Here is a 25,893-nt window from a genome sequence, read left to right as displayed (position 1 = left end):
GGAACGCTACAACCGGCTCGCGATATTCTGCAGTACGGTCATCTCTTCCTGAGTAAACTGCTTAGTGCCGCCACGCAGCGTAGTGAGTGTGATTTGCCACGGATTGCCACGGCTGATAACCACTTTTGAGCGGATATCATAGTGCTGTGTCGCGAAATCCTCGGTGATGAGCTTTTCGATCGGCGACAAATCGGCGTAAACCGTCGAGCCGCCTGGGCCTGCCGCGAAGCGGGCCGGATGTGAGGCAAGACCGGATTCAAGCTGTGTTTTCGCTTTCGCCGGATCTTTCACTACCTTGTTATTGGTCTCTTCGAAAAACTTATTCACTTTGGTACGGATTTTCACGGCCTTTTTTACGGTTTCCAGAAAGCGTTTGTTATTCGCCGTCTGTCTGTCTGACATCGTATTGCGCAGGAGTACCAGAAAGCCACCCACAACCCCGCAAAAACCGCCTGCGACCAGAAATGCGGTACGAACCCCGGTTGTAGACGCCGCTTTTGCCGCTTCGCTCCCTGTTGTGACAACCGCAGTGACCCCGGCGGAAACACCAAAAATCCCACCAATGCCGGCGATAACTTTTCCGGCATAATCATAAGAGATTTTGGTAGCTTCATTATAAATGTTACCCGCACGGCGGCCTAAAAGCGGTACGCGAGTATTAAAACGGTTGAAAAAATTACTGTTATTCTGAATCGTCGTATTCGGTCCCGAATTAAGTAACCCCAGCTCGATATCGCGCCCGCCATTATTGATGCCAATAGGTCTGGAACTGGCCAGCAATTGCTCATAGCTATACATTACGCTGCGTTCTTCAGCATTTTCAAACTGATACAGCATGTCATCATCGAGTTCATTCACGAAGTCGATAATGGTATGTATTTCTTGTTCAGTAAAGTGGGACCGATCGGAAAGAAGGGCATTTATCATGGAGTTAATTTCTGCCATCTTGCCACTCCTTTCTTATCAGAGCTCTTTATTTTGTTTAATATCCCAACCGGCTTTGGTTTCCGCACCTTTGGTACCCTGGTTCGACTGTTCCCAGTAATGGAAATTCACTTTCGCGGCCTGGAAGTAGTAACTGACAAGAACCGTATCTGTCTGCCCAACGCCCGTGAATTCCGTGCGGGTCACCAGCACATCTTCAAGAACGATTTTTGAATATTCTACCTGCTGACCACCGGCTTTACAGACAGAAAGCTCAACTTTATTCACGTGTTTACCGCTGGCGCAGAATTTAAGAACCGCAGGGGTGCCTTTATCCACAATGGCCTGAACGGCTAAATCCTGAAAGTTAACTTTACCGGCACCGCCACCACCGCCGACCGCCATATTGCCCGGCTGCGCTGCGCCCCAGTTAAAAGAAAGAACATCAATCCAGCTGGCATGATTAGCATCTTTAGATTCGCCAGTCACGCCTTCCACTTTCAGGAACATATCAATAGCCATGTAATACTCCGTGTTATCAGATAGCAGGTGAGAATAAGCAAAGCCCGCAGGCAAATAATTCGGTTTCACTGTAAGTTTATTCAAAACGCTAAACAATACCGCCCCGGAAATTAAGACGAATCTCATTCGAATTATTTCTGCGTATATCCTGTATTTGTTTCATTTTTATTGCCGGAGCATTAATCTTATGAACAAATTAAATGTGGTGTAGCTCACAAAAATTAGCAAACCATTTGTAGGAAAATCCAAACTGACATTTTTTAAATTTAATAATGAAAAATTATCATATTCTCTTGTCATGAACAGTTACGGTAAGAATATCTTATAAAACAAACAGCTTTTACGATTGCTTTTCTGAAAACAAAAACACGTACCTGCGATTTATCTTAAATGGCCTTATTCGATTGAAAGTGAAGTATTAATAATGTGATTAATTTCCTGGAAAAATACCTCAGCGCTTATTCAACCCTCTTAAACACAGGCCTACCTCCCAGAACAGGTGGGGAAAGGGATACATACCTAAAGGGATGAAACCACCCGCCGATAAGCTCCTTGATGCTATTTCAACCGGAAGGAGTTCGGAAAGTGACCACCATCGTACCCGCCATGCAGGACAGCTACGCCGTAAGCAGTGATTATTACACCCGTAAAAAAGCCCCGGAAACGGTCGCTATATCAGCCGACAAAGCCAGCGCCGTGCAGTCCGGCAGTGACACGCCCGTCAATGCCGGGCAAAGCAAAGAAGAGCGTGAAAAAAGCCTGCAAAACATGCTGGCACAGCGTCGCGCCGTGCTGGAGCAACAGGCGAACAGCAGTGTGCCGGGCCTTGTCCTGCACAGTGAAATCAACGATAACTTTGCAGACTTTTCTAAACTCTCCACACTCTCGTCTCTGGATATGGGCAGCCTACTCTCCGAAGCGCTGAACACACCTGCCGCCAGCACGTCCAACTCAACGACCAGCGATATGGATCTCGCCATGCAGCAGGCCAAACTTAACTATCTTGTGGCGAAGTATGTGCCGCAGGAGAATCAGGCCAAAGCGCAGGATATCGTCACCGCATGGATGACACAGAAAACCGCCGCGCGGGATGACGAGATGAAAACGATGACGCAGGCGTTTATCGACATCGCCAAACAGAGTGGCGATATGGCGAGCGTGAAGCAGTACGAAAATCAGCTTAGCCTGCTGGAGGCCGGTAAAGGGGAATCCCAGAAAGCGCGCAACGATATACTTGCCGTGACGGCAAGCTCTTCCAGCGCACCGCAGTGGTTTTCTGGCTTTATGAGCAAAGTGAATGAAAGCCGGGACCCCACGCCAGTAAAACAGCTCGAAAAAGCGCATGTCGATGCCCTGAAAGCGCAGTGGGACACGTTCCTGGCGCGTGTCAGTAAGCATTAAAGACCCCACACCGTCAGGGAAACGCGCCTGACGGTGAATCCCCGTCGTTTACCCACGCACGCCTTGCCCTGCTCCACGCGCCTTAAGCCGCGTAAATCGACTTATCATTGCCGGTCGCAATGGTATTTGAGAACCGATATGCCTGATTACGCCCGTGGTTTTTCGCAAGATAAAGCGCAGTATCGGCACCACGAATGAGTACGCTGAATGCGTCCTCGCGCCCGTTGCCCCGCACCGTATGGCAACCGGCGCTGATGGTGACGATCTGCTCCGGCAGATCCGTCGACGGGTGCGGCAGATGTTTTTCCCTGACCATACAGACAGCCCGCTGCGCCAGCGCCAGCGCTTCTTCGCCGGTGGTATCCGGCAGCACGATCGCGAACTCTTCTCCACCGTAACGCGCCACCAGATCGCTGGTGCGCAGCGTCACCATCTGCAACGTATTGCTGATAAGCCGCAGACAGGCGTCCCCGGCGGCATGGCCGCGGCTGTCGTTGTAGCGCTTGAAGAAATCGATATCGAGCATAATCAGCGACACCGGGCTTCCTGTAGCCGCGGCGTCCGCCAGCACTTTCGCGAGGGTGGTATCAAACTTGCGGCGGTTGGCAAGCCCCGTCAGGCTGTCGGCCATCGCCATCGATTTAAACGTCTGGTTTGCTTTGAGAAGCTCGTCGCGCAGTTGTTTGAGCTCCTGCTGATCGCGAATGCTGCCACGCACTTTGCGAAACACCACGGAACTGAACAGCAGAAACCCGAGCAGCAGCATAAAGTTGGAGAGCAGCCCCGGCAGATTATTACGCAGCCAGTGCATACGTACTTCGGCGCGATCGTAACCGGCGACCACCACCAGCGGCAGTTTTTCCGTACGGGCAAAGCCGAATACCCTTTCAATATGATCGAGCGACGCCACCCAGGTGCCGGTGCCGCGGTCGGCGCGAATCAGCTCGCGGGTAAACAGCGGACTGCCGGCAATATTCATGTCAATTTTCGCTTCATCGTAGGGTCGCACACAGAGCACCGAACCGTCGGTCAGCAGCAGTGCCAGCATGTCGCGCGGGCCGAGCTCGAAATAGCTGTAAAAGCGGCGGAAATAGTCAAGCTTAACGGTAGCGAGCACCACGCCCGCGAAGCCACCGCTGAGATCGTTAACTCTCACCGATACCGGGATCACAAGCTCACCGGACGCCAGGCTTTTAATCACGCGCCCGATATGAATACCGGTCTGGCGGTTCTCATAATGGAACTGGAAATAGTCCTGATGCGTAATATCGCCCGGAATGCCGCTGATGCCGGATGAGGAACCTTTGATAACACCCTGCGCGTTGTAGAAATAGAGCCCGTCGAGCAGCGGCTGACGCGCTTTCAGGCGCACCAGATAGCTATGGTACGTTGCGGCCTGCCCGGCACTGACCGCCGCGCGCACGTCATCAAGCGTCTGGCCGACTGCCATAAAGGTATCTTCCGCCTGACGCACCTGGGCGACAGAAAGGTTGACTGCCTTATTGGCGGCCTGTGCTATCTCATCATCCCAGGAGTGCATAAACACCAGTACGTTCGTGCCGATCCCGCCCACCAGGAGGAACAGAAGTAAGACAGCCAGACTTCGGCCAAGCGACGTGCTCAACCCAAGTCGGTAGGAAATAAACTGTCTGAGAGTCACGACACGGTTCCCCGGAAATCACCAACATGGCTTCAGGGGTTATCGGTATCGGCGGCCGTTTCTGGAGGGGCTTGCGCCCGCCTGGTGACAATAATTTAACCGTGCGGAGCACATACTCACACTGTTAACGGTAACATGCCAGATAATGGTCAGACGGCAGGCGTGCCCTGATGAAAAATAAGCTGCCAGCGCGTTTCATCCACACGCACCCAATGTGACGCGCGCCATGCCGGACGCTGGCCTTCGGGCGTACACGTGCGGTAGCGCAGAATAGCGCTACCGGCGTTTACCGACAGCAGCGTAAAACCATCGCTTACAATAAACGCGGTGCCGGTTTCCTGTGTCAGCGCATCAATTGTTTCATCCCGGCTGACCAGGACACCGGAGCGTGTCACCTCGCAAAACTGCGGGTGAAGCAGGTATTCAAGCCAGGCGCGGTCGCGGCGCTGGTCGCCATGCAGGCTTTGTTCGAGCGTAGTGAGCCTTTCCAGTAACATGGTGCCTCTTTTCGATCGCAATGAATAAGTGCCGTTCAGCCCGTTATTTAGGGTTATCTCTTAATGTACTAAAAGCGTATTATTGCGCTGAACAGCAATCGTTTCGTAGAAATCAATAACGACAATAAGGATACCAAAATGTCGATGGTGTTTTGCCGCGGGTGCGGGAAAGAAATTCATGAATCGGCCAGAGCCTGCCCGCAGTGCGGTGCGACGCAGTTCACTGGCGGGGATAAAAACAGAATCAGCGCCGCGTTACTCGCATTTTTCCTGGGCGGTTTCGGAGCACATAAATTCTATTTAGGTAAAATCGGCCAGGGCTTACTTTATCTCATCTTCTGCTGGACCTTTATTCCTTCGATTATCGCGTTTGTCGAGTTCATCATTTACCTGTGTGATACCGATGAAAACTTTGCGCGTAAATATGGCTGATAAGTCCTGATATTAAAGTCATTCCGCATGCCGCTCATGTGGAATGACTTTTCTGTTTTTTGCTTCCAGGCAGCCCCTGCCTCACGCTTACCCGCAGCGATTCACCACACAGCTTTCCTTCCGGCAGACTGAAAAAAACGCCGCTAAATGATACGCTTAACCCCGCGCTTCCCGCCGACGTTATGCAGGTAAAGATAATGAATAAAACAGAGTTTGTGACTCAGGATCTGCTCAGCAAAATTTACCAGGACACTACGACTGGCCCGCGGAAGCTGTCGCCGGAACGGCAGTTAGCGGAAGAATATGGCGTCTCGCGTTTTACCATTCGCCAGGCGCTGGAAAAGCTGGTGAGCATCGGCGTGGTGCGGATTGTTCAGGGCTCAGGCGCCTGGATCAACGAGCAGGCGCGCAATAATCCGCTGGTGTATAACTCGATTACCGAAAAACGCTTCGATCAAATTCGCTACCGGATGATTAGCCTGCATAAAAAGCGTCCGGACAAAGCGGCGCAGCAGATTTTCGGCATTGGTGAGGAGAGCTTTATCTGGCATTTTTGCCGCCTGCGCTATGTCGACGACGCGCCGGTTCAGCTGGAAATCTCCTGCATGCCGGCGGCGGATTTTCCTGACCTTAACCAACAGGTGATTGAGCATTCCATTCAGCAATATGTGCTGAGTAAAGGGCTGACGATTTCGCACCTGCTGACCACCTACCGCGCCGTGAGCGTGGGCCGCGAACAGGCGATACTGCTGGGCTGCAAGAAAGGCAGCCCGGCGATGCATATTAACAATCGAGGCATTCTGGAAGGCGGTCGCGTGTTTGAGGTGAGCGATATTATTGATATCAACTACACCTGCACCTATGTCATTCCGTATAACCGCGACACGCTGACCCGCCGCCAGCATCAGGGCGTGTGAAGCGTGCCGTCCGGCAGGCGGCTTTGCGTCCATTCATGCGGGCGATACATCACCGGATGCGCCTGCGCCAGCGCCTCGTTAAACCCGACGCCGATGCCGGCATTGACCGGCGGATAGATAAACCCGTCTTTCACCTCCGGCGCGCCGGGGAAAACCCGATCGGTCATCACAGAGCGCGGAATAAATTCCTGAATCGCCGCGTTATGCAGATGAATGTTTAAATGCGTGTTCACCGCCACGCCAATCGGGGTCATATCGCCCGGACCATGCCACGCGAGCCGCACGCCGAACGCCTGACACAGATGCGCCAGCTTCAGCGCCGGGGTGATCCCGCCGATTTGCGACACATGACAGCGGATAAAATCGATACGGCGATTGACGATCAGATCATGCCATTCACTTGGGTTATTAAAGAGCTCGCCCATCGCCAGCGGCACGCAGCTGTGCTGGCGTACCTGTTCAAGCCAGGCGCTCTGCTGGGGCGGCAGAATATCTTCAATAAAATAGGGCTGGTAAGGCTCCAGTTGTTTCGCAAGCTGTATGGCCTGCTGCGGGAACAGACGCTCGTGAACATCATGCAGAAAATGCAGGCTCCAGCCATATTTCTCACGCAGCGCGCGGAACATATCGACGGTATTGCGCATATATTCCTGCTGATCGAACCACGCGCCGGGCGTCGGGTTTTCCGGCGCGTGCAGGGCGGAAGGCGTACCGCCGTAAAAACCGAGCTGGCAGCGAATATGGCGATATCCCTGTTCGATGAGCGCATCCACGGACGCAAAAAGCGCCTCCAGCGTGTCGCCGCTGGCGTGGCTGTATGCCGGGATCGCGTCACGGGATTTACCGCCGAAAAGCTGATACAACGGCATACCGGCGAGCTGGCTTTTAATATCCCACAGCGCCATATCCACGCCCGATATTGCGTTGTTCATCACCGGGCCGTTACGCCAGTAGGCGTTGACGTTCATCATCTGCCACAGATCTTCGATATTGTTCGCATCACGGCCCGTCAGCAGCGGCTGTAAATACTCCTCCACCATCGTTTTAACAGCGAGCGGCCGTTGCTGGAATGTGGCGCAGCCGTGTCCCGTCACGCCCTGGTCGGTCGTCACGCGGACCGTCACCAGGTTATGTCTGTCCGGACGGGTAATAAAACATTCGATATTTTTGATGTTCACAGGCGTCACGAAATAACTCCTTTACAGCACTGTGGGAATACGCAATACGAATATCATCACCTTAAAAATAATGGCGGGTAAACCCTTTTTTTGACTATTTATTTTGGTCAGTAATTTGGCATTGAAATCATCTATAAACCGTACCAATTTTACCATTACACTGCTTTCAATCCACACCAGAAGCAAAGATGTGAGCAGAATCAACTTTTATTGGTTTGTTTTGTCAAAAAGGTTTAATTATTCTTCACAGGACCATTAAAACGACAACAACACCCGGCAGGAGTCATTATGGGGACGCAAGAAGCCATTAATAATATTATTCGTCTGGTCGGCGGCCAGGGGAATATTAATAAAGTCTGGCACTGTATGACGCGACTACGTTTCGATTTAGTTGATGATGCAAAAGTCGATCAGGCTGCGATTAAAAAGCTCCCCGGCGTGCTGGGCGCACAGCTTCAGAGCGATCAGTTTCAGGTCATCATCGGGCCGAAGGTCACTAGCTGGTACGAACAGATGCTCAGCGCGCTGGGCGATAAACCCGCAGCCGCCACGACGCCCGCTAAAGGGCGCAAAGGCCTGGTATCGCTCTTTATGGATACGGTCTCTGGCGTGTTCGGCCCGATTGTGCCGGCAATTGCCGGGGCCGGGATGATCAAGGGCTTGCTGGCAGGCTTAGTCGCCCTGAAAGTGGTTTCCGCCAAAAGCGATACGGTCGTGATCATCGATCTTATCGCCAGCGGCGTCTTTTACTTTCTGCCCTTTTTCCTTGCCGTCTCTGCCGCCAGAATCTTTAAGGTCAACGAGTATCTGGCAGCCGCTGTCGCCGCATGCCTGATGTATCCGTCGCTGATTGATGCCGCCAAAGCGCTGGCGACGCATCAGGAAGGCGCGGTCAGCGCGCTCTGGCTGCTCAATGCCATTCCGGTCTCGGTGTTTAACTATTCGGCAAGCGTTATCCCGGTGATTTTCTCTGTCCTGGCGTTGAGCTACATCTACCGCTGGGTCGACCGCATCATGCCTGACGTGCTGAAAACCGTATTTACGCCCACGTTAACCCTGTTTATTGGCGCGCTGGCGGCGCTGGTGGTGATAGGCCCGATTGGTATCTGGCTTGGCAAAGGGCTGGCGCTGTTTATCGAAGGGCTGTTCAGCGTCTCGGCGAGCTTTGCCGGGCTGATTGTGGGCGCGATCCGCCCGGTCGCCGTCCTGACCGGGATGCACCACGCCATGACGCCAATCGCGCTGCAAAACTTCAGCGATCGCGGCTATGACATGCTGATGCCGATGATGTTTATGGCGAATATGGCGATTGCTGGCTCGACATTTGCCATCTGGCGCCTGAATAAAGAACGCCACGAGAAAACCGTCACGTTGTCCGCGGCCATCTCCGCGCTGCTGGGCATTACTGAACCCGCGCTGTTTGGCGTACTGACGCGCTACAAAAAAGCGTTTATCTCCGCAACTATCGCCAGCTCGCTGGCCTCGGCCTTTATCGCGTTCTTTGGCGTGCGGCTGTACGGATACATTCTGTCGAGTATTTTCAGCCTGCCCGCCTATATCGGCCCGTATTTTATCTTTGCGCTGGCAGGCGTCGTTATGGCGCTGGTGATATCGTTCGTGTTAACCACGCTGCTGGTGGGAAAAGAGGCCTCCGGGGAGGCGTAACGCCGCAGTGATACGCTGGCCGGAAAACCGGCCAGCCAGAGCGCTTTTACAGGGATTTCAGGAACGCCAGCAGATCGTCGTTCAACTGGTCCTGGTGGGTCACGGCAAAGCCGTGCGGGCCGTTGTCGTATACTTTCAGTTCCGCGTTAGCAATCATTTCCGCCGCCACTTTACCGGTGGATTCAAACGGCACGACCTGGTCGTTGCTGCCGTGGATAACCAGCGTCGGCACATCCACTTTTTGCAGGTCGCCGCGGAAGTCGGTTTCCGAGAACGCGGTCACGCAGTCGATAGTCCCTTTCAGCGAGGCCAGCAGCGCGATATTCAGCGTCTGGGTCAGCACGCCTTCCGACACCGTCTGGCCCGCGTTAGTGCCGTAGAACGTCGCGGCGAAATCGCTGATAAACTGCGCGCGGTCTTTGCGCAGGCCGTCGCGAATACCTTCAAAAACAGAGAGATCCACGCCCTGGCTGTAATCGCCGATTTTACCGAACACCGGCGTCACCGCGCCCAGCAGCACCAGCGCCGCAATGCGCGACGTGCCGTAGTTGCCGATATAGCGCGCCACATCGCCGCCGCCCATGGAGAAGCCCACCAGCGTGACATCGTGAAGATCCAGCGCCTCAATGAGGTCGTTGATGTCAGACGCAAAAGTGTCGTAGTCATAACCGTTCCATGGCTGATCGGAACGCCCGAAGCCGCGACGGTCAAACGCAATCACGCGATAGCCGCGCTCCGCCAGGAAATTCATCTGGCTGTCCCACATATCCGCATCCAGCGGCCAGCCGTGGCTGAACAGCACCGGTTTGCCTGCGCCCCAGTCTTTGTAATAGATCTGCGTGCCGTCCTGCGTCTTGATCGTGCTCATCAGTGGTTCCTCATTTAGCGATGGTCCAGGGCTGATAAGTATAGTGTTTGCATGACGGGACGATGAATTATCATGCGGTTTTCAGACTGTTACCGCGCCATTAACAGCGAAGACGCGTTGCAGCGCAGCGCGCCCGACGGCAGTGACGGTCACTTCCCGGTAGCCTGGCGTTCTCAGAAGCCAGCCTTCCTGTAAAAAGAGCGTCAGTAGCGCCGCACCGGCATCGCCGCCCAGGTGATAACGCCGCTCGCTCCAGTCGAGACACGGGCAGCACGCTTTGCGCCTGGGTTTCGGATTAAGCGGTACGCCAAGCGCCGTAAAGCGCTCGCGCCCGTGTTCGGTGAGCGCATTGCCGTCCGGCGTCAGCCATTTTTCCTCCAGCATAAACGCGTAGAGCTGCACGGCGAGCTCGCCCGCCAGATGGTCATAGCAGGTGCGCGCCTGGCGTAAATGCCCCGGTGTGCTGGACACTGGCTGGCGCTGTGGATTCATGGAGACGCCCATCAGCGTCTCCAGCAGCCCGGCTATCTCACGTCCCGCCAGCCGGTAGTAACGGTGCCGCCCCTGAGAAAGGCAGACCACCAGACCGTGGCTGAGCAGCCGGGCGAGATGCGCGCTCGCGGTGGACGGCGCGATATCCGCCACCGCGCTAAGCTCTGTCGCGGTCCACGCCTGGCCATCCATCAGCGCGCACAGCATCGCCACGCGCGACGGATCGGCCATTGCCGCCGCGACGCCCGACATCGCCTGTCCAAGCTCTGGCGCGGTGTCGGCGTCTGTCAGGGGGTGTCGTCCGGGATTGCCCATGGTCTGGTTACCTTTTCCGCCTGTTCAGGGTTATCGGTGACAAGAATCAACCGGTTGGCGTGATCGCTGTACTGCACAAGAATATTCACGCCGCCGTCGGCGAGCGCGCGGGCTATCTCGCCAAGTTCGCCCGGTCGTGCCTGCGACAGTTTACGGATAAGCGGACGGGTGACGTTTTGCACCGTAAACCCGGCGTCCTGCAACACGCGCCGTGCCGTTTCGCCCTCTTCCACCAGAAAATGCGCATGGCTTTCCTGCGCCAGTGAAAACACGCCGCCGCCTTCCAGGCCGACGCCATTTTTACCAAGCAGCGTCCCGAGCGTCGCCAGCGCGCCCGGCGTGTTACTGATGATCACGTGGATATCATACATGTGAGTTATCCTTTGTCTCAGAGGAATAGTCGCGGAGCACCTGCGCCACGCGGATACGATAATGGGCAAAAATATGTTCCCGTCCTTCCTGCTGCGCGGCCTGATGCATCAGGTTGCCTTTCCACGCCCGCACCGCCGCTTCGCTTTCCCACCAGGAGAGCGAGAGAATTCTCTCGGGCGCGGTGAGGCTCTGAAAGCGCTCAAGGTCGATAAAACCCGGCGTATCCGCCAGCAGCGGCTTCAGGGCGGCGGCGAGTTCAAAATAACGTTGTTGCGCCTCTGGCAGCGCCTGCGCTTCAAATAAAACGGCTATCATGGGCTTTCTCCATCACGGAATGTTGTTGCAGTGTAAAGTGATGAAAAAACGATGCTTCGTCCGCGGGCGAAATATGGATACGGCAAAACAGGGAGACCGAAATGACATTTCGAATCAGAAAGACCGCAATCAACGATATCGCAAGCCTGGCAGCCATCGAGCGCTCGGCGGACAGCGCCTTTGAGACGATCCCGACGCTCGCCTGGGTGGCGACCGATGGCGTTCAGCCCGACGATTTACATCGCCGGTTGTGTGAGCGCGGCTATTCCGCAGTAGTGGTCGATGCGAATGACGCTCCCGTCGGGTTTATCAACGGTGACTATATTGACGATGCGCTGCATATTCTGGGCTTGGCGGTGATGCGAGACTGTCAGGGAATGGGGCTTGGGAAAATGCTGATGGCCGACGCCATTCGCCATGCACGGGAAAAACAGCTCACCGCGCTGACGCTTACCACCTTCCGGAACGTGCCGTGGAATCAGCCGTTTTATGCGCGTCTGGGGTTTAGCGTGATTTCAGAAGCAGATATGCCGGACGCGCTGGCACGTCTGCTTGATGAAGAAGCCGCGCACGGCTTTGCGCGTGACAGCCGATGCGCCATGAGGTTATCGCTTTAGTGTGTGACTGATTACTGATGCGACAGCGCAGAACGCTTACCACGCCTGATTTTGCACCACCACCCGGTAACCATCATGGTCCATCCAGGTTTGCCCGTTGATATCCCAGTAAGGGTTAAAAGAAGGCGTGCGGATAAACCCAACTTCTTCAAGCGAGCGGCATACGCGCTGCCATTCGTCGTGCTCAGGGTAATAGAGCACCAGCAGATCTTCATGGCCGGGCGACGGTATAACAGGACTATCGAGGCATACCGTAAATTCCAGGTGCCAGGGCAAATCCTTGCGCCCCAGCATCACGCCGCTGAAGCCTGCGTGATCGGTAAATTCTCCCAGTCGTACAAGGCCGAGCCCCTGCGACCAGAGCCGGAAAGAAGTTTCCAGGCTGGTGACTGGCCTTGCGATACGCATATGAGTAAAAGACATATCCACCTCGAATGAATAATGAATGCGTCTCCAGTTTACCCGTCAGGCGCAGCGCCATTTGTCCTCAAAAGCTTTTTATCGGATGTTTTCTCAGCTGAATTAGCCTGCTAATAAATCCGCCACCAGTCAATATTCTGAGCAGGCTTATGGTTATTATGAAAAGCATTAAAAAATAACGCCACACCGTTCTCAAATTGTTAGTTTCGTCACAAACACAGAATAAGAAAAATAACCAAACCATTGATTTATCTGAAACGTAAAAAAGATTAAAGATATATCCTGCATAAACACTAATAACCTGCCGATAACTCTTATGGATTAAACAGACCATAACTGGCCCGACGCGTTAAAAGCACGCGCACGCTTGCGGCGCGCCCAAAGGCGGCGTCGGAACGGGTGATATCAGAATGATGAGCAGCTGAGGAATCAACAATGACAGGCAAACCCGGTATTTTTAAAAATCTTTCCGTAGCAGCGAAATTATTTGGCGGTTTTTCAGTATTAGTTGGCGTTATCATCATCTCCTCTGCCATTAATATTAAACAGCTTTCGGCTATCAGCGAGCATTCTGATAAAGAGCAACTGGTTAATCAGATTAATAACGATCTCAATACCGCCAGACGCAACCGCCTCACTTATCAGTTAACCCATGACGATAAAGCGGCTCAGGCCAATCTGGCTGCCATTAATAAAATGGCGGAAAAAATCAAAGAAGGCGATAAATTTACCTGGGAACAAGACGCTGGTGTGTTATTTGAGGCGCTGGGCTCACGGGTAAAAGAGTACAGCGAGGCGCGCAGCAATTTTATCAGCCTTGAAAGCGCCAGCATTGAGCAGAGCAAAAACGTGCTGGCCGCGGCCCAACAGCCCGTTTTTGATGAAGTCACGAAAACCTTGCGTAACAGCGAGTCACTGTCGAAAAGCAGCGCTAATCTGCTCTATTTTATTGAGAAAATTCGCTCAGACGCGGGCGTTGTCGTTTCATCACGCGGCGTCAGCGGGCAGCAGCAATTTACGGCTGACACACAGCAGGCGCTTGCTTTACTCGCCAGCCTCAACAGTGACGCCACCTCCCCTCTCGCGGGTTCCGTTACCGCGTTGCAGTCAGCGTTCAGTACACTCGACAGCGCGGTCAATGCCTACAGCCTCGCGCTGAAAAACGCGAAAGGCGGCGCGGATAACATGACGCTTGTTGCCGACAAGCTCAATAGCGCCACCGCAGAGCTGGCGCAGCTTCAGGCGGATAAAAGCAGTGCCAAAATCGCCCATGTTATCTATATCGTGCTGATTGTCGCACTCTGCTCGGTGGTTATCGGCCTGTTCATCGCCTGGCTGATTACGCGTCAGATGACGTCGCAAATCCGCTATAACCTGAGCGTTGCCGAGCGAATCGCCGCAGGCGATCTGACCGCGGAGATTGAAGCGAGCTCCACCGATGAACTGGGCCGTCTGAGCGCCGCGATGGCGACCATGAACCTGAGACTGCGTGAGCTGATTACCCAGATTAAAGAGTCAGTGGTGTATGTCGCCTCGGCGTCTTCACAGATTTCCATCGGCAACACCGATCTGGCGTCGCGTACCGAAGAGCAGTCGGCAGCCGTCGTGGAAACTGCGGCCAGCATGGAAGAGTTAACCTCAACCGTGAAACGTAACGCCGATAACGCCCGCGAGGCCAGCACGCTGGCGAACACCGCCGCGCAGAATGCGCGCAGCGGCGGGCAAATTGTCTGGGATGTGGTCGAAACCATGCAGACCATTACCGACAGCTCGAACAAGATCAAAGACATCATCACCGTCATCAATGGCATCTCCTTCCAGACCAATATTCTGGCGCTGAATGCCGCTGTGGAAGCCGCCCGGGCGGGCGAACAGGGTCGCGGTTTCGCGGTGGTCGCCGGTGAAGTCAGAACGCTGGCGAGCCGCAGCGCGCAGGCGGCGAAAGAGATTGAAAGCCTGATTCAGGAATCGGTAGACCGCGTCAGTTCTGGCTCCGCAATGGCCAACAAAGCGGGCGCCACCATGAAGGATATCGTCTCCTCCGTCGAGGGCGTCAGCGGGATCATGACGGAAATCTCTCACGCTTCAGATGAGCAGAGCCGCGGTATCGACCAGATAAGCAAGGCCGTCAGCGAGCTGGATTCCACCACGCAACAGAACGCCGCGCTGGTACAGGAATCTTCTGCCGCCGCCGCGTCGCTCGAACAGCAGGCGGGCGAACTGTCGCAGCTGATCTCGCGCTTCAAACTGGGCGACGCCATTGTGAAAAAACCAGTCGCGAGACCGGCGATAGTTCCTGCAAGGACGCTGGCTGTCGATGGCGCGGGAAGCTGGGAAACGTTCTGAGCGCTGTCCTAAGCGCAACAAAAAGCCCGGCCGGTGCCGGGCTTTTTGCGGTTCAGTGAATGACCGAAATGTTTACCGTTACGCGGATTTATTCCCGGTCAGGAAAGTAATGGCGTAACCCTGCGCCTTCCAGTGCGCAGCGCGCTCCTGCTGCTCAGCGTTCAGCGGCTCGTCAGTCCAGACGAAAAAGTGCTGATTGGGAAAGAGCTCCGGGTGCGGCAAATCGAGCGGCTCGGCGAGTAAATCAATATGCCAGCCCTGGTGCGCCAGACGGCAGGCTTCCAGCCACAGGCGGGCGCGATCCACATTGCCCCAGCCCATCAGCAGCGCTTCTTTGGTGGTTTTTTTGCGCGCTTCGGCCAGAAACAGCGTGGCGTATTCGATAAGCGCGCCATCCATCATGCTGCGCATCGACGGTGCGGTGTATTGATCGAGGCTTAACCGATGGCGTACCGGCAGAAAGACGTTATCGATAAGCCCGTCCACGGCGTTTTCACGCACCAGCGCAGTAATTTTGGCACGCAGCGTCGCCGGCCGCGCCTGGCGCACCACGCCCATCATCTCTTCCTGCACCACATTCCACGCTTCCGGCCCCACCACGACATCTTTATCCAGCAGCGCTTTCACTTTGCCGACCGGCACACCGCTTTTGATCCAGCGTTTAATCTCTTCGATACGCTGAATGTCATCTTCATCAAACTGGCGGTGGCCGCCTTCGCTGCGTTGAGGTTTTAGCAGGCCATAGCGCCGCTGCCAGGCGCGTAGCGTCACGGGGTTGATCCCGCACCGTTCTGCTATCTCGCCAATGCTGTAAAACGCCATAGGATCTTCACTCACGATCAAAACCGACACAGGAATCTCTCAAAAAGTTAACTCCCCTTAGCTTGTACAATTTTTAATAATTGTACAACCGTGAAGTTAATTTAAGAGCCGTCTGGTTGATAAGGGTATGAATTCAACGTGCTGCGGGCAACAAAAAAGTGTACATAAAATGCATTAAATCACAGAGAGATGGCGCATGCGGCTTTGACATGCGCCAGAGAGAAGGTCAAACCGTTACAAGCCGAACTTTTTTTCAGGCCAGGCGACGGCAGGAATGCCACCGAGCGCTGGTTTTGCGAAAAGATGCCCCTGGAAGAGCGTAATGCCTGCGGATTCGAGCCACATCCACTCTTCGGCTTTCTCCACGCCCACGGCAGAAATCGCGATTTCCAGCGACGCGCAGCATTTGATCAGCGCCTGCACAATCGCCTGGCGCGGGCCACTTTTATGCACATCGCGAATAAGCTCGCGGTTGATTTTAATGCGGTCTGGCTGGAACTGCGCCAGCAGCAACAGCCCGGCGAAACCGGCACCAAAGTGGTCAATCGCCACGCGCAGCCCCGCCGCTTTGAGCTGGCGAATCGCACCGGTAAACTCATCGAGACGGGAAATCACTTCGCTTTCGGTAAACTCAACAATCACCTGATCCGGCACCAGCCCGTTGGCGTGGATCTCCTGTACCAGAAACTCCACCGCGCCAGGGATTTTCACCAGAGTCATCGGCTGCAGGTTTACGCACAGCGTCTGCTGGCCAATATTCAGCGCGCCGGCGATTTCAAACGCCGTTTTCTTGCTCTCTAGATCGGCCTCATACAGCGCTTCGCCTTCCAGACCTTCAAAAAACGTCTGCGGCGGCGCGCCGTCAGGGGTACGCAGCAGCGCCTCCAGCGAGACCACTTCGCGGGAGAGCGGGTCGATAATCGGCTGAAACGCGAAGGTACAATCGGTACGCGCGCTGACAGACGCGGGCGCCTGAACGCCGTCGTCCTCGGTGATGAAATCCCAGCTGTCACCCGGCGGGATCTCAAAATAGTTTTCTTTTTCAGTGGCTTCGACAAACGTCTGGAAGAACTGCAGCGCGCGGTCGCCGTACACCAGCTGGTATTTCGAGGTGCCTTTATCCAGCACATGCTGGAGCACTTCGTCACGCTCATAATCCCGTAAATCAAAGAGTTCCATACCCGATTTACCGAAGCGACGCGACGGCGCGTAGTCGCACAGCAGCTCCACCAGATTGTAATGACGCGTATCCGCGCAAATGGCGCGATAGATAGCTTTAACCCCTTCTTCCGGGCCTTCCAGCAGCTGGAAAAAGTGGCGGCCGTTAAAGAGCAGAATGCCGGTCACGTCGGCCTGGCCATTTTTGTTATTCGCTGCATCCACCATCTCTTCCAGCACGGTGACCGGAACGTCGTCGCAGATATGGCTGCGATAAATTATGGTTGTGAGCATCATGCATCCTGTGAATAGGTGAATAAGCAGCCACCTTAACAGATGACCTGCCGGGCGTCTTGCAGTGATGTCTATAAAGAGACAAATAATGAGTCAGGTAAGGATTTTAGCGACTGAGGCTCAGGTGGGTTTCTGTACAGGTTTTTACAAAATGGTTACGTCCATCCCGCCTTGTACAAGGCAAAACGGCATATTTTGCACGCCAGGATGCATAATCAGTACAATTTCAGACCAAAAGCTAAAAATAAATTTTACTGTAACCACATGAAATTAATGAACTAGTTATTATTTGCGCAAAAAAAGATCGCTAACTTATACAATAACGGTGTACAAGATTCACGTAATTAGTATACTGCTAACTATTCCTTGCGTAGTTACGAAATTTTAACAGGAGTGACATATGCGTCAGAACGGTTACATTCCGGATACAGCTAATGCCATTGCCCGATACTTTGATAAAGCGGCTCTGCCGACTCAGCAAGAAACATTAGGGCAAATCGTCGTAGAGATCCTGCGCGATGGTCGTCTCCTGAATAAAAAAAGTATTTGCACCAAATTGCTTAGTCGTCTTGAAATGGCGTCCAGCGTTGAAGAAGAAAGTCACTATCAAACGCTGATCGGTCTGCTTTTTGATCGCTAACACCAGGGCGTTCTTTCACCGAACTGTTTCCTGATGATTAAGACAATTGTGGCGGAGGGATATTGCAGGCCTTAGCACAGCCTGACAATTTTCAGTGGCAGGACGCCACCGGAAAGAAGTTGTATCCCGCGCGTGTGGCGCGGGACATGCGGCATTCAGAGACGCATTTATGAACAGAAGTGAAAAAGATCAACTGACAGATGAAATCATCGGAGAGGCAGTACTGTCTCTGCTGAGAGAAAAAGGCCCGATCAATATGCGGGTACTGATTGCGCGTCTGCGCTCGATGGAAACCAGTGAGTCTGATCCTCATCGGCGCGAGGCTATTGCCCGCGTCATTGCAGAGATCAGCGCGACCACGGTGTCCGGACGGCGCAATGGCGCGCGTGAGCGTAAAGAATGGAGCGGCGATAACGTCCATTCACTGTTTGGCGAGAGTGCCTCGCCGGATGGTAGTAAAAAACACTGACTACATTCAGCAAATTTCAACCTAAACACGGTGCCAGTACATGAGCCAGCTGATGCTTAAACCTATTGATTTGCAGGCAGATCTGCCCGACACGGCACTGTCTGAATACTTCCGTAACGCCGGCGATATGCTGGCGCAGGAATCTGCCCTGCTGGGCGCTGTTGTGAGCAATATTCTCGCCACAGATGGTCACCTGACCCATAAAGCGATTATTTTGCAGCTGATCGGCGTGCTGGAAACCACCGATGACGTGGTGATGGCTGATGTGATCCGCAAGACGCTGGAAATCGTTGTCGACCATACCGTAGACGACATCTGATCCTGACGTTGTATTCCTTCTTTTAAAAGCCAGCCCGTCTCTCACTTCGGCTGGCTTTTTTCTTTGTGACACCTTTCCCCTCCCTCTTCTATCATCATTTCACGGCCAAACCGATAAGACAGAAGAGCAATTCTTGATAATCGCGCAGCTTTCAGATATTCACGCCGCACCGGATAACGATAATCTGGCGCGTTTTGACAACGCCCTGGCGTGGCTTACGCCGCTCGAACCCGATGTGCTGGTGATAAGCGGCGATCTCACCGACGACCACTGGCGCGACGGTTATAGCGCCATTGCGGCGCGGCTGGAAACATTGCCCTGCCGGACGCTTATCCTGCCGGGAAATTCTGATGACTGCGCCGCCATGCGCGCGGTCTGGCCTTCGCTGGCGCAGGAAGGGCCGCTGCATGCGGTTGTGGATACGCCTGCGCTTCGCGTGATTGGACTGGATTCTACCGTGGATGGAAGTGCGGCGGGCAGCGTGGCCGCACATCTCGACTGGCTGGCGCGTCAGCTGGATGAAGCAGACGGGCGACAGACGCTGCTGTTTCTGCATCATCATGTATTTATGAGCGGCATTCCGTCGATGGATGCGGCGGCGTGCCGCGACGCGCAGGCGCTCGGCGCACTGCTGCGCCATCACCCGGCAACGCCGCTCGCGATTGCCACAGGGCACGTTCACCGTCCGGCAGCGGGAATGCTGGCCGGTATTCCGGCGTACATCTGCGGTTCGGTCTGCCCGGCGAACCCGTTATGGCTGGGTGGCGCGCACGTGCCTGCGGTTTGCGATCCGCCCGCGCTGATGGTGCACCGGCTTGAGAATGGCACACTCGCCAGCCATTTTATGGCGGTCTCACCGGTGAATGGCCGCTGACCGCTTATCAGTACAACGCGGCGAATAGAATGGATTACAGCGCCGCAATGGTCTCAACTTCATGCTGAAACACCCACGGATCGGAGAGCAGCTCAAACTGTTCATCGTCAGGGTAGGTCACCGCTACCTGATAATCCTCACCTGCAAACGCCTTAACGGCGTTCAGATCTTCCCAGTAGGTTGCCAGGAAAAAATGCGCCCGGTCGCCCTGTATTTCCTGACGGACAAACGCGCCACGGTTACCGGCGGTGCGCTGCGAATGCTCCACGCCGGTTTTCTGTAAATGCGCGGCAAAGCCGTCGGCGTGTTCCAGCGGCACGCAGCCATGCCAGGTTCTGACTATCATGTTTTCTCCTTTATTAAGTGCTTAATCAGGCGCAGCCCAGCCGAGATAACCAAAGGCGGCGCGGTGAATGCGGCGCTTCAGCGCAGCCGGCGAGCTCTCGCCTCGCGCGATGGCCATCGCGATCATGCCCTGCACCAGCGCGATGACATCCCATGCCGTGGTCTCACTCTCTTCAAGCGCCGTTGCAACACAGCGGTGAAGTGCTGTCAGCATCGCCTGCTGATGCGCCTGAAATTCCGGCGCCGCCTCCTGCAGATCCAGCGTGCGTGCAAGCGCGGGCCGTGCAAACTCATAATCCACAGCCACGTCAACCATGCCTGAAAGGCGATCCGCCGGATTGGGTCGCGCCGCTGCGTGCTGCATGGCCGTAAGCAGCGATTCATGTTCGCGCGCCACCAGCGCCGCCGTTAAGGCATGTCGGTTCGGGAAATACTGATACAGCGAGCCGATGCTGACGCCTGCGATTTCCGCGACGGCATTCGTCGTGCAGGCCGCCGCACCCTCGCGCTCGAAAATGCGAGCCGTCGCCTCGATAATCGCCTCCACCAGCGCGCGTGAACGCGCCTGGCGCGGCGCTTTACGCGGTGTCAGCGGCGGCTGAATGGCATACATAAACGCGAGTCCCTGAATATAACGTGTCCCGATATCATAACGGCGTCGTCTTAACACAACATCTACAAGCATTAATAGTTTTCAGGGAGAGCGTTATGAATACCGCAACAGAGACCGTCACGCTGTTTATGCTGGTGAAAGCCAACCGTAGCTGGCTTGATGCCAGCGCCGACGAACGCCAGCGTAATATCGCCACGCATCTTGCGCCTTTACTCACGCAATATGAGGGCGCGCTCAGGCTGCGCTATTTCGATACCGAATTTTACTCGGCGCGGATTTCCGATATCTGGATCTGGGAGGCCGCAAACCATGCCGTCTGGCAGGGCTTTACCGAAGCGCTGCGCGACACGCCGTTCTGGAATGGTTTCTTCGAGATCAAAGAAATTCTCCAGGGCGTCGAGGCGCAGCATTTGTAAGCGATGGCCTGCTGAGGCGGCTCACCTCACGGTATCGGCTTTCAGAAACGCCCGCACGTCATCTATGATAAAAGGCGTGAATGATAAACGCCGCTTTATAATGTCGCTGTGAGACGCTGAAAGGATGCCGCTGCCATGCCTGTAAACTTTGACCTGAACGATATCTATGCGTTTCGCGCATTAATGGAGTATGGCAGTTTCCGGCTCGCGGCGGAGTCCATCTGCCTGTCGCAATCGGCGCTCAGCCGCCGCATTGAAAAGCTGGAGACGGCGCTCGGCGCGCGGCTCTTTGACCGCACCACCCGGCGCGTGGCGCTAACGCTCTACGGGCAGAGTTTTGCCGAGCGCTCAGAACAGCTGCTGGCGAATGTCGAAGCGGTGCTGGCGGATATCCAGCAGGCGAGCCAGGAACGCACGGGGCTTGTCACCGTCGCGACGGTGCCGTCGGGCGCGTATTACTTTATGCCGGACATTATCCGTCAGTTTCAGGCGCGCTACCCGCGCGTGCGCATCAAACTCATCGACAGCAGCGTCGGCAATGTTATCGACGCCGTCAGCAGCGGTCAGGCCGATTTCGGCATCTGTTTTGGCAGAAATCTGCCGCCGCACATTGAGTTTGTCCCGCTGGTGGAGGATGTCTACGTGGCAGCCTGTCGGCGCGATCATCCGCTGGCGAAAAAAGCGCAGCTCACCTGGAAGGCCTATTTTGAGCAGGATTATATCAGTCTGGATAAAGTCTCCGGGAACCGTACCCTGCTCGATCAGGCGCTGGGGCACATTACGCCCGCGCGTCCAAGTATTTGTGAAACCCGCCATGTCACAACGGTGCTTGGCATGGTGGAAGCCGGCATTGGCATCGCCGCGGTACCAGCAATGTCAATGCCTGTGGCGGGGCACTCCGTTCTGGTGCCACTGCGGCTTGTCGATCCGGTCGTCACACGCAGCGTGGGGCTGATACGCCGCAGCGGGCGTATTCAGTCTTACGTGGCAGCGGAACTCGAAAAGCTCATCACTGAACAGTATCCACCAGCCTGACCGGCGCTTTTTGCGCGACCGACCGCATGCCGGTGGCGCGTACCACCTTTTGCGCGTCGGGTGACGCCAGAAACGCCAGCAGCGCGCGGCCTTCGGCGGCATGCGCCGCGTTGTTCGTTACCGCGCCCGCAAAACGGGTGATGTACTGCACGCTGTCAGGCAACTCGCCGACAAACGTCACGCCGGGCTCCGGCAGCAGTTCGCTGACCTGCTGAAACCCCACGGCATACTTCCCTTTCGCCACTTCTGACGCCACCGGAATGCGCTCCACCATCCGCGCGCGGGTCTCCACCTGCGCCTCTATCCCCAGTTTTTTAAACAACGTCGTACTGACATAGCGACCGCTGGCGCTGTCGGAATAGGCAATCGAACGGGCCTGCAGCAGCGTCTGGCGCAGCGCGTCCGGGGTGTTTATTGCGGGCACCGGCGCGCCCTGCTTTACCACCATGCCAATGGGCGAATCCGCAAGCTCCGTGCGCGACCCCGGCGCGGTACGCCCCGCTTTTTCAAGGCTGGTCAGGGCGTCGCCCACCATGATCACCACATCCGCCTTTTCGCCGCGCGCCAGCCGGTTCGGGATCGCCTGCGGCGTTTTGCCCATCGACGGGCCGGGAACGATCACAATCTGGTTGCCGCTCTGCTTTTCATATCCCGGGCGGAGCTGTTCCAGCGCCGCCTTAAAGCCGCCTGAAATCATCACCGTAATTTCCTGCGCCAGCGCCACACTGCTTAACGACGAGAGCATCAGCGCGGCTATCCATGTCGTCATTCTCTTATGCATGGCGGCGTCCTGCGGTCTGTAATGTCATGGTACTGCGGCGGTAAAGGTACAGCGTCGCCAGCAGCGCGCAGAGCGCAGCAAAGCTCATCCAGTAGCCGGGCGAGGCTTTGTCGCCGGTGTACTCAATCAGCGCCGTCGATATCACCGGCGTAAAGCCGCCGAAAATCGCCGTCGCGAGGCTGTAGGCGAGCGAGAAACCAGCGACACGCACCTCGGCGGGCATGATTTCAGTAAGCGCCGGAATCATCGCACCGTTGTACAGGCCATACAGAAAAGAGAGCCACAGCAGTACGCCCAGCATCATCGAAAAGCCCGGTGCCGCTGCCAGCATCATCAGCGCCGGATACGCGGTGGCCAGCGCCAGCAGCGTCATGGCAATCAGCACCGGTTTACGCCCGAAACGGTCAGAAAGCGCGCCACCCACCGGCAGCCAGAAGAAGTTGGAAATCGCCACCAGCAGCGTCACCAGCAGGCTGTCCGAGGCGCTCAGCATCAGCACTTTTTTGCCGAAGGTGGGCGCATACACGGTGATGAGATAAAACGCCGTGGTGGTCATCGCCACCATCATCATGCCCGCGACAACCACCGGCCAGTGGGTCAGCAGCATGCGGAACACCTGTTTCATGTCGAGATGGTGACGGCGCGCGCTGAACTCCTGCGTCTCTTCAAGCTTGCGCCGCAGCACGAAAATAAACGGCACAATCAGGCAACCGAAGAGGAACGGGAGCCGCCAGCCCCAGCTACTGATAGCCGACTGATCCAGCGCCGCGTTGAGGGCAAAGCCCATTGCCGCTGCCACCATAATGGCGACCTGCTGGCTGCCTGACTGCCAGCTGGTGTAAAAGCCTTTGCGCCCCGGCGTCGCGATTTCGGCGAGATACACCGACACGCCGCCGAGCTCCGCACCGGCAGAAAAGCCCTGTAACAGGCGGCCAATCAGCACGAACAGCGGCGCCCACAGCCCGATGGCCTCATAAGACGGGATCAGCACAATCAGAAAGGTGCCCGCCGCCATGATAGAGAGCGTCATAATCAGACCTTTGCGGCGGCCCACTTTATCGATGTACGCGCCCAGCACTATCGCGCCGATGGGGCGCATCAGAAAGCCTGCGCCAAACACCGCGAACGTCATCATCAGCGAGGCGAATTCGCTGCTCGCCGGGAAGAACGTGTGCGCGATGTAGGTGGCATAAAAGCCGAACAGGAAAAAATCAAACTGCTCCAGAAAGTTGCCGGACGTGACGCGCAAAATAGCGCCGATCCGGGAACGGGTGTTTACAGGTGAGGTAGCGGAATGCATTGATGTCTCCAGTTGTCATTAACGCTTGTGGTTGCGTCTCTTACTGAAGACTGGAACAGAAATATCGAGGTAATAAGCGTAATAAACGCATCGTCCGATGCGTTTTATGCATCAATCGCTTACCGGTTAGCCATAGCGCTTTTATATACAAAGATTTAACAATCACGCCCAGGACGAGGACAGGCCCGGATGAAAAAATGTCAGTTTTCCGTTTTGTGACAAAGGCCTGAGTGTGAACGGGCATGTTTACCGAGTTTTCACAACCCTCAGGCCCGCTTATGGAAAGCGACCGGCACCGCTACACCAGCAAATTCTGTCCGATAAAATCGTCGATATCGTCCTGTGCCTGGCGGAGCGCGTCATCAGAAGGCAGCGTGTAGAGATGATCGCTGTAGCCGAACAGCATGGCGTCGAGCTGCCTTGCGAAACGCGCGGTATTGATATGGCGAAACACGCCTTCCTGCGCGCCCGCCGCGAGAATATCTACCAGCGCGTCATGCCAGCGCGCGAGTATCGATTCCATTAACTGTGCATACTCAGCATTATGGGCCGCGAGCTGCCACAGCGAGCCGTACAGCTTCGCGGTCGGGTCCGGTGTGGTGGAAATCACCCCTTCGATAAACGCTTTCAGCCTTTCGCGGGCGGGCAACGATGCCGTCCGCAAGACAAATTCATTCAGTTCATTCTCAAGAAACGTGGAAATCGACTCCACACACAGCGCCTGCCAGTTTTTGAAATAGTGATAGATATGGCTGCGCGAAATCCCCAGGTGCTCCGTCAGATCGCGCGTTTTGACGTTTTCAATGCCCTGTTCAATAAACAGGGCGATCGCCGCATTAATGATTTTCTCTTTCACAAAGGCCCGCTCTGCTGTTCTCTGGTTGACTTTGAGCAGTTGCTCAAATAGCATCCCACCCCACTTGAGCAAATGCTCTAACCGAAGATTAACAGAAATCATGAAGACGCACAGCGTAAATATCCCGACCTCACCTGCCACCGCCAGCGCCGCCGGCACGCTGAAAACGCTGGCGCGACGCCACCGCAAGAAGCTCTTTTTTACCTTCTTTCTGGTGATCGCCGAGAACGTCACGTACCTGCTCTACCCGGTGCTGGCGGGGATCTGCATTAACGCGATTCTGGCAGGCAACGTCTGGAACGCGATGCTCTACGGGCTGATGGTGCTGTTTATCTGGCTGCTGGGCGCGACGCGGCGCAGTGTCGATACGCGCACGTTCGCCCGTATTTATGCGGGCCTCGCCGTCTCGGTGGTGCTGGCGCAGCGGCAGAAAAGCCTTAACCATTCGACGATTGCGGCGCGGGTCGCGCTCTCCAGAGAGTTTGTCGATTTCTTCGAGCTGCATCTGCCGACGCTGATAACCTCTGTGGCGTCCATGGCCGGTGCCGCCGTGATGCTGCTGCTGATTGAGTTCTGGACGGGGATGGCGTGTCTCGGCATCCTGGCCGTGCTGGCCTGCTTTCTGACGCGGTTTACCCGGCGCAATGAGGCGCTTTACGGCAGGCTCAATAACCGGCTTGAAAAAGAGATCGATATGGTGACGCACGCCGCGCCGCGCGCCCTGCAGCGGCATTATCAGCTGCTGGCGAGGCTTCGCATCACGCTTTCGGATCGTGAAGCGATGGGATATTTCACCATTGGCGTGCTGGCCGCGCTGCTGTTCAGCTTTACGGTGGTGATGATGACGCACTCAGCCGCGATCAACGCCGGGCACATCTATTCGGTCATGACGTATATGTGGATGTTTGTCACGAGTCTGGATGATGCGCCGCAACTGCTGGAAAAGTATTCACAGCTGAAAGATATCGGTAAACGCGTGACGACAGAGGCGGAAACCGCGGCCGCTGAATAACATCGGTAAGTCTGTGGC

The 25,893-nt window shown here is 55.4% G+C and carries 30 protein-coding genes; 13 read left to right on the top strand and 17 right to left on the bottom strand.

Going from position 1 to position 25,893, the window contains the following annotated elements:
• Positions 1-6: 6 nt before the first annotated feature.
• Entirely contained in the window at positions 7-945 is a 939-nt protein-coding gene (locus G9X48_RS04300) for a hypothetical protein (RefSeq protein ID WP_097641924.1), read from the bottom strand.
• Between the two features lie 18 nt (positions 946-963).
• A complete protein-coding gene (locus G9X48_RS04295) occupies positions 964-1,446 on the bottom strand; it encodes a type VI secretion system tube protein Hcp (protein WP_015387242.1) in 483 nt (160 codons plus the stop codon).
• Positions 1,447-2,031: 585 nt separating this feature from the next.
• On the opposite strand from G9X48_RS04295, the gene G9X48_RS04290 reads away from it, so the two are divergent.
• Entirely contained in the window at positions 2,032-2,847 is an 816-nt protein-coding gene (locus G9X48_RS04290) for a hypothetical protein (protein WP_097641925.1), read from the top strand.
• An 82-nt stretch (positions 2,848-2,929) separates the two neighbouring features.
• Here G9X48_RS04290 and G9X48_RS04285 read toward each other — a convergent pair whose 3' ends face one another.
• Together G9X48_RS04285 and G9X48_RS04280 are read right to left on the bottom strand one after the other, a co-directional pair.
• Entirely contained in the window at positions 2,930-4,507 is a 1,578-nt protein-coding gene (locus G9X48_RS04285) for a sensor domain-containing diguanylate cyclase (RefSeq protein WP_011998962.1), read from the bottom strand.
• Between the two features lie 149 nt (positions 4,508-4,656).
• Positions 4,657-5,004: a DUF4440 domain-containing protein gene (locus tag G9X48_RS04280; protein ID WP_032989705.1), complete on the bottom strand. Its 348-nt coding sequence runs from the start codon at positions 5,002-5,004 to the stop codon at positions 4,657-4,659.
• 138 nt (positions 5,005-5,142) lie between these two features.
• On the opposite strand from G9X48_RS04280, the gene G9X48_RS04275 reads away from it, so the two are divergent.
• Together G9X48_RS04275 and G9X48_RS04270 are read left to right on the top strand one after the other, a co-directional pair.
• Positions 5,143-5,436 carry a TM2 domain-containing protein gene (locus tag G9X48_RS04275; protein WP_085662552.1) on the top strand — a complete coding sequence of 98 codons (294 nt, stop codon included), beginning with the start codon at positions 5,143-5,145 and terminating at the stop codon, positions 5,434-5,436.
• Between the two features lie 197 nt (positions 5,437-5,633).
• Positions 5,634-6,353: a GntR family transcriptional regulator gene (locus G9X48_RS04270; RefSeq protein WP_007873181.1), complete on the top strand. Its 720-nt coding sequence runs from the start codon at positions 5,634-5,636 to the stop codon at positions 6,351-6,353.
• Here the strand turns inward: G9X48_RS04270 and G9X48_RS04265 are convergent.
• A complete protein-coding gene (locus G9X48_RS04265) occupies positions 6,341-7,540 on the bottom strand; it encodes an enolase C-terminal domain-like protein (RefSeq protein ID WP_097641926.1) in 1,200 nt (399 codons plus the stop codon). The genes G9X48_RS04270 and G9X48_RS04265 overlap by 13 nt on opposite strands.
• A 279-nt stretch (positions 7,541-7,819) precedes the next feature.
• Between G9X48_RS04265 and G9X48_RS04260 the strand changes: the two genes are divergently transcribed.
• Positions 7,820-9,196, top strand: coding sequence for a PTS transporter subunit EIIC (locus tag G9X48_RS04260; protein WP_097641927.1), 1,377 nt, complete (start codon positions 7,820-7,822; stop codon positions 9,194-9,196).
• Between the two features lie 46 nt (positions 9,197-9,242).
• On the opposite strand, the gene G9X48_RS04255 is transcribed toward G9X48_RS04260, so the two are convergent.
• The 4 genes from G9X48_RS04255 to G9X48_RS04240 form a co-directional block, all read right to left on the bottom strand.
• Positions 9,243-10,064 carry an alpha/beta hydrolase gene (locus G9X48_RS04255; protein ID WP_007798787.1) on the bottom strand — a complete coding sequence of 274 codons (822 nt, stop codon included), beginning with the start codon at positions 10,062-10,064 and terminating at the stop codon, positions 9,243-9,245.
• An 81-nt stretch (positions 10,065-10,145) separates the two neighbouring features.
• Complete coding sequence (locus G9X48_RS04250) at positions 10,146-10,871, bottom strand: winged helix-turn-helix domain-containing protein (RefSeq protein WP_097641928.1); 726 nt, start codon at positions 10,869-10,871, stop codon at positions 10,146-10,148.
• On the bottom strand, positions 10,844-11,242 hold the full coding sequence (locus G9X48_RS04245) for a hypothetical protein (RefSeq protein WP_007873169.1): 399 nt from the start codon (positions 11,240-11,242) through the stop codon (positions 10,844-10,846). Before G9X48_RS04245 ends, G9X48_RS04250 begins: the two co-directional genes overlap by 28 nt.
• Positions 11,235-11,558: an antibiotic biosynthesis monooxygenase gene (locus G9X48_RS04240; RefSeq protein ID WP_097641929.1), complete on the bottom strand. Its 324-nt coding sequence runs from the start codon at positions 11,556-11,558 to the stop codon at positions 11,235-11,237. The genes G9X48_RS04245 and G9X48_RS04240 overlap by 8 nt, the downstream gene beginning before the upstream one ends.
• Before the next feature lie 101 nt (positions 11,559-11,659).
• Here G9X48_RS04240 and G9X48_RS04235 point away from each other — a divergent pair, with 101 nt between their 5' ends.
• The gene (locus tag G9X48_RS04235) at positions 11,660-12,175 is read left to right on the top strand and encodes a GNAT family N-acetyltransferase (RefSeq protein ID WP_105629502.1); all 516 of its coding nucleotides are present in this window, start codon (positions 11,660-11,662) and stop codon (positions 12,173-12,175) included.
• Positions 12,176-12,211: 36 nt separating this feature from the next.
• Here G9X48_RS04235 and G9X48_RS04230 read toward each other — a convergent pair whose 3' ends face one another.
• Positions 12,212-12,598 (bottom strand): hypothetical protein, encoded by a 387-nt coding sequence (locus G9X48_RS04230; protein ID WP_063265859.1) that lies wholly within the window; start codon positions 12,596-12,598, stop codon positions 12,212-12,214.
• 432 nt (positions 12,599-13,030) lie between these two features.
• Between G9X48_RS04230 and G9X48_RS04225 the strand changes: the two genes are divergently transcribed.
• On the top strand, positions 13,031-14,941 hold the full coding sequence (locus G9X48_RS04225; protein WP_097641930.1) for a methyl-accepting chemotaxis protein: 1,911 nt from the start codon (positions 13,031-13,033) through the stop codon (positions 14,939-14,941).
• A 78-nt stretch (positions 14,942-15,019) separates the two neighbouring features.
• Here G9X48_RS04225 and G9X48_RS04220 read toward each other — a convergent pair whose 3' ends face one another.
• Together G9X48_RS04220 and G9X48_RS04215 are read right to left on the bottom strand one after the other, a co-directional pair.
• Positions 15,020-15,763 (bottom strand): MerR family transcriptional regulator, encoded by a 744-nt coding sequence (locus G9X48_RS04220; RefSeq protein ID WP_007873161.1) that lies wholly within the window; start codon positions 15,761-15,763, stop codon positions 15,020-15,022.
• 234 nt (positions 15,764-15,997) lie between these two features.
• Positions 15,998-17,215 (bottom strand): diguanylate phosphodiesterase, encoded by a 1,218-nt coding sequence (locus tag G9X48_RS04215; RefSeq protein WP_032989718.1) that lies wholly within the window; start codon positions 17,213-17,215, stop codon positions 15,998-16,000.
• Between the two features lie 400 nt (positions 17,216-17,615).
• On the opposite strand from G9X48_RS04215, the gene ycgZ reads away from it, so the two are divergent.
• The 4 genes from ycgZ (at position 17,616) to G9X48_RS04195 (ending at position 19,517) form a co-directional block, all read left to right on the top strand.
• Complete coding sequence (gene ycgZ / locus G9X48_RS04210; RefSeq protein WP_007670514.1) at positions 17,616-17,855, top strand: regulatory protein YcgZ; 240 nt, start codon at positions 17,616-17,618, stop codon at positions 17,853-17,855.
• Positions 17,856-18,024: 169 nt separating this feature from the next.
• A complete protein-coding gene (locus G9X48_RS04205; RefSeq protein WP_038859211.1) occupies positions 18,025-18,324 on the top strand; it encodes a hypothetical protein in 300 nt (99 codons plus the stop codon).
• A gap of 52 nt (positions 18,325-18,376) precedes the next feature.
• Positions 18,377-18,643 carry a biofilm development regulator YmgB/AriR family protein gene (locus G9X48_RS04200; RefSeq protein WP_032805870.1) on the top strand — a complete coding sequence of 89 codons (267 nt, stop codon included), beginning with the start codon at positions 18,377-18,379 and terminating at the stop codon, positions 18,641-18,643.
• Between the two features lie 133 nt (positions 18,644-18,776).
• A complete protein-coding gene (locus G9X48_RS04195; protein WP_097641105.1) occupies positions 18,777-19,517 on the top strand; it encodes a metallophosphoesterase in 741 nt (246 codons plus the stop codon).
• A gap of 34 nt (positions 19,518-19,551) precedes the next feature.
• Here G9X48_RS04195 and G9X48_RS04190 read toward each other — a convergent pair whose 3' ends face one another.
• Entirely contained in the window at positions 19,552-19,863 is a 312-nt protein-coding gene (locus tag G9X48_RS04190) for a hypothetical protein (RefSeq protein WP_007854431.1), read from the bottom strand.
• A 21-nt stretch (positions 19,864-19,884) separates the two neighbouring features.
• The gene (locus G9X48_RS04185) at positions 19,885-20,547 is read right to left on the bottom strand and encodes a TetR/AcrR family transcriptional regulator (protein WP_237728434.1); all 663 of its coding nucleotides are present in this window, start codon (positions 20,545-20,547) and stop codon (positions 19,885-19,887) included.
• 23 nt (positions 20,548-20,570) lie between these two features.
• Here G9X48_RS04185 and G9X48_RS04180 point away from each other — a divergent pair, with 23 nt between their 5' ends.
• Together G9X48_RS04180 and G9X48_RS04175 are read left to right on the top strand one after the other, a co-directional pair.
• Entirely contained in the window at positions 20,571-20,891 is a 321-nt protein-coding gene (locus tag G9X48_RS04180) for a darcynin family protein (protein ID WP_097641103.1), read from the top strand.
• Between the two features lie 135 nt (positions 20,892-21,026).
• Entirely contained in the window at positions 21,027-21,926 is a 900-nt protein-coding gene (locus tag G9X48_RS04175) for a LysR family transcriptional regulator (protein WP_097641102.1), read from the top strand.
• Here the strand turns inward: G9X48_RS04175 and G9X48_RS04170 are convergent.
• The 3 genes from G9X48_RS04170 to G9X48_RS04160 all read right to left on the bottom strand — a co-directional run bounded on the left by G9X48_RS04170 (position 21,901) and on the right by G9X48_RS04160 (position 24,863).
• The gene (locus G9X48_RS04170) at positions 21,901-22,707 is read right to left on the bottom strand and encodes a substrate-binding domain-containing protein (RefSeq protein ID WP_097641101.1); all 807 of its coding nucleotides are present in this window, start codon (positions 22,705-22,707) and stop codon (positions 21,901-21,903) included. The genes G9X48_RS04175 and G9X48_RS04170 overlap by 26 nt on opposite strands.
• Positions 22,700-24,007, bottom strand: a complete 1,308-nt coding sequence (locus G9X48_RS04165; protein ID WP_007873133.1) for an MFS transporter — start codon at positions 24,005-24,007, stop codon at positions 22,700-22,702. Before G9X48_RS04165 ends, G9X48_RS04170 begins: the two co-directional genes overlap by 8 nt.
• A 298-nt stretch (positions 24,008-24,305) precedes the next feature.
• Positions 24,306-24,863, bottom strand: a complete 558-nt coding sequence (locus G9X48_RS04160) for a TetR/AcrR family transcriptional regulator (RefSeq protein WP_081225700.1) — start codon at positions 24,861-24,863, stop codon at positions 24,306-24,308.
• A 100-nt stretch (positions 24,864-24,963) separates the two neighbouring features.
• Between G9X48_RS04160 and G9X48_RS04155 the strand changes: the two genes are divergently transcribed.
• Positions 24,964-25,875 carry an ABC transporter six-transmembrane domain-containing protein gene (locus G9X48_RS04155; RefSeq protein ID WP_032989726.1) on the top strand — a complete coding sequence of 304 codons (912 nt, stop codon included), beginning with the start codon at positions 24,964-24,966 and terminating at the stop codon, positions 25,873-25,875.
• Positions 25,876-25,893 lie beyond the last annotated feature (18 nt).

It is taken from the genome of Cronobacter sp. HA18006 (genome assembly GCF_011605445.1).
Lineage (GTDB): Bacteria > Pseudomonadota > Gammaproteobacteria > Enterobacterales > Enterobacteriaceae > Cronobacter > Cronobacter sakazakii.
The sequence above is the reverse complement of the archived record's forward strand: the minus strand, read 5'-3'. Positions and strand labels throughout refer to the sequence as shown.

What these genes read in the sequence shown, in the direction of transcription:
- G9X48_RS04300 (WP_097641924.1), bottom strand. Translation starts at nt 945, where the DNA reads ATGGCAGAAATTAACTCCATGATAAATGCCCTTCTTTCCGATCGGTCC.
- G9X48_RS04295 (WP_015387242.1), bottom strand. Translation starts at nt 1,446, where the DNA reads ATGGCTATTGATATGTTCCTGAAAGTGGAAGGCGTGACTGGCGAATCT.
- G9X48_RS04280 (WP_032989705.1), bottom strand. Translation starts at nt 5,004, where the DNA reads ATGTTACTGGAAAGGCTCACTACGCTCGAACAAAGCCTGCATGGCGAC.
- G9X48_RS04275 (WP_085662552.1), top strand. Translation starts at nt 5,143, where the DNA reads ATGTCGATGGTGTTTTGCCGCGGGTGCGGGAAAGAAATTCATGAATCG.
- G9X48_RS04270 (WP_007873181.1), top strand. Translation starts at nt 5,634, where the DNA reads ATGAATAAAACAGAGTTTGTGACTCAGGATCTGCTCAGCAAAATTTAC.
- G9X48_RS04260 (WP_097641927.1), top strand. Translation starts at nt 7,820, where the DNA reads ATGGGGACGCAAGAAGCCATTAATAATATTATTCGTCTGGTCGGCGGC.
- G9X48_RS04255 (WP_007798787.1), bottom strand. Translation starts at nt 10,064, where the DNA reads ATGAGCACGATCAAGACGCAGGACGGCACGCAGATCTATTACAAAGAC.
- G9X48_RS04250 (WP_097641928.1), bottom strand. Translation starts at nt 10,871, where the DNA reads ATGGGCAATCCCGGACGACACCCCCTGACAGACGCCGACACCGCGCCA.
- G9X48_RS04245 (WP_007873169.1), bottom strand. Translation starts at nt 11,242, where the DNA reads ATGTATGATATCCACGTGATCATCAGTAACACGCCGGGCGCGCTGGCG.
- G9X48_RS04240 (WP_097641929.1), bottom strand. Translation starts at nt 11,558, where the DNA reads ATGATAGCCGTTTTATTTGAAGCGCAGGCGCTGCCAGAGGCGCAACAA.
- G9X48_RS04235 (WP_105629502.1), top strand. Translation starts at nt 11,660, where the DNA reads ATGACATTTCGAATCAGAAAGACCGCAATCAACGATATCGCAAGCCTG.
- G9X48_RS04230 (WP_063265859.1), bottom strand. Translation starts at nt 12,598, where the DNA reads ATGTCTTTTACTCATATGCGTATCGCAAGGCCAGTCACCAGCCTGGAA.
- G9X48_RS04225 (WP_097641930.1), top strand. Translation starts at nt 13,031, where the DNA reads ATGACAGGCAAACCCGGTATTTTTAAAAATCTTTCCGTAGCAGCGAAA.
- G9X48_RS04220 (WP_007873161.1), bottom strand. Translation starts at nt 15,763, where the DNA reads ATGGCGTTTTACAGCATTGGCGAGATAGCAGAACGGTGCGGGATCAAC.
- G9X48_RS04215 (WP_032989718.1), bottom strand. Translation starts at nt 17,215, where the DNA reads ATGCTCACAACCATAATTTATCGCAGCCATATCTGCGACGACGTTCCG.
- ycgZ (WP_007670514.1), top strand. Translation starts at nt 17,616, where the DNA reads ATGCGTCAGAACGGTTACATTCCGGATACAGCTAATGCCATTGCCCGA.
- G9X48_RS04205 (WP_038859211.1), top strand. Translation starts at nt 18,025, where the DNA reads ATGAACAGAAGTGAAAAAGATCAACTGACAGATGAAATCATCGGAGAG.
- G9X48_RS04200 (WP_032805870.1), top strand. Translation starts at nt 18,377, where the DNA reads ATGCTTAAACCTATTGATTTGCAGGCAGATCTGCCCGACACGGCACTG.
- G9X48_RS04190 (WP_007854431.1), bottom strand. Translation starts at nt 19,863, where the DNA reads ATGATAGTCAGAACCTGGCATGGCTGCGTGCCGCTGGAACACGCCGAC.
- G9X48_RS04185 (WP_237728434.1), bottom strand. Translation starts at nt 20,547, where the DNA reads ATGCTTGTAGATGTTGTGTTAAGACGACGCCGTTATGATATCGGGACA.
- G9X48_RS04180 (WP_097641103.1), top strand. Translation starts at nt 20,571, where the DNA reads ATGAATACCGCAACAGAGACCGTCACGCTGTTTATGCTGGTGAAAGCC.
- G9X48_RS04175 (WP_097641102.1), top strand. Translation starts at nt 21,027, where the DNA reads ATGCCTGTAAACTTTGACCTGAACGATATCTATGCGTTTCGCGCATTA.
- G9X48_RS04170 (WP_097641101.1), bottom strand. Translation starts at nt 22,707, where the DNA reads ATGCATAAGAGAATGACGACATGGATAGCCGCGCTGATGCTCTCGTCG.
- G9X48_RS04165 (WP_007873133.1), bottom strand. Translation starts at nt 24,007, where the DNA reads ATGCATTCCGCTACCTCACCTGTAAACACCCGTTCCCGGATCGGCGCT.
- G9X48_RS04155 (WP_032989726.1), top strand. Translation starts at nt 24,964, where the DNA reads ATGAAGACGCACAGCGTAAATATCCCGACCTCACCTGCCACCGCCAGC.